The 1,097-nt window shown below is 43.1% G+C and carries 2 protein-coding genes; both read right to left on the reverse strand.

Features of this window, described 5'->3' with window-relative positions:
- Positions 1 to 12: 12 nt before the first annotated feature.
- Entirely contained in the window at positions 13 to 408 is a 396-nt protein-coding gene (locus tag DEU29_RS13965; protein WP_133541029.1) for a hypothetical protein, read from the reverse strand.
- Positions 409 to 578: 170 nt separating this feature from the next.
- Positions 579 to 1,028, reverse strand: coding sequence for a hypothetical protein (locus DEU29_RS13970; RefSeq protein WP_133541030.1), 450 nt, complete (start codon positions 1,026 to 1,028; stop codon positions 579 to 581).
- Between the last annotated feature and the right edge of the window lie 69 nt (positions 1,029 to 1,097).

The following is a 1,097-nucleotide window of genomic DNA, read 5'->3' on the forward strand; positions in this document are numbered from 1 at the left end:
CCAGGTGACACGTCACCGAAACAGGCCGTATATATGCGAGCACCCAACATTTACCACAACGTTGAAGTTGCAAAACGGGAGGGGACCATATATGCTGCCTTTGCCTGTGATTGCAGAGTCAATATCTCGCCAAATCAATAAGTTCTCCAACCCAAAACGCTCCACAAGCTTGGCTCTTTTAGCTAAGTCCCCATCTTGAAGACCATATTCCCGCGCAGCCCCGCTCAGCATAGCGTTCTGAAAACGTATTCGGCGCTCACTTTCAGTAGCTTTAGGGTATGCAATATATGCTATGAACTTGGCAGCACCCATTGGGCTCTGACTTATTGGAATTGACGATTTGAATCTCGCTTCTCTGCGATATTTCGCAACCAATTGGAACGCCAAACTCACATGTTCATCATCCATGATTTATATCCTAAAGTTATCAGCACCATAGGTATCATAGCATATTTACCATGCATGACTTTTGTTATACCTCTCTTGATCTCGTCATCAAAAAGCAGTTGATCCTTAGTGGCTTTCTTAATCGTATTTATCCATATCTTACTTTCTGAATTAAGCTCTTTGAAATTTCATTAAAAAGAGCTGGAGAGGGCCTGATGGATAGCGCTCATAGATGTATTAACTATCGTTTGAATCGCAGATTTCTTGCCTTCTCCAACAGCCTGTTTGAGCCCGTCAAGCAATGTGTTTTCAGGTGACAGTGGGTCAGGTACTTGTTTCATAGCTTCCATTGCTTTTAAGGTAACTGTAACGCCATGAAACTCATAGACGTGGGCACCAACTCGCTCGGTACGGATAAAACCCTCTTCCTCTAGCCAATGCACCACATTCTCGAACAGCGACCATTCCTTTGGGGCTGATTGCCCTTCAAACATAAGGTTCGCATCAAATGGAACACTCGTAATTGATGATGCATGAAGAACAATCGGATTTGCCCAGTGCTCATAAAGCTCAACCAGGATTCGAGCAATATACATTTCACTTAGCTCTGGGTTATGACCTTTCCCCTGAAATAACACCATCTTATCGATGAAATTTCAGTTTTAAGCTACCTGTTTTGCAAACTCCACAGGGGGTAAATAATTTAACGA

The organism is Idiomarina aquatica, assembly GCF_004362895.1.
Classification (GTDB): Bacteria; Pseudomonadota; Gammaproteobacteria; order Enterobacterales; family Alteromonadaceae; genus Idiomarina.

What these genes read in the sequence shown, in the direction of transcription:
- DEU29_RS13965 (WP_133541029.1), bottom strand. Translation starts at nt 408, where the DNA reads ATGGATGATGAACATGTGAGTTTGGCGTTCCAATTGGTTGCGAAATAT.
- DEU29_RS13970 (WP_133541030.1), bottom strand. Translation starts at nt 1,028, where the DNA reads ATGGTGTTATTTCAGGGGAAAGGTCATAACCCAGAGCTAAGTGAAATG.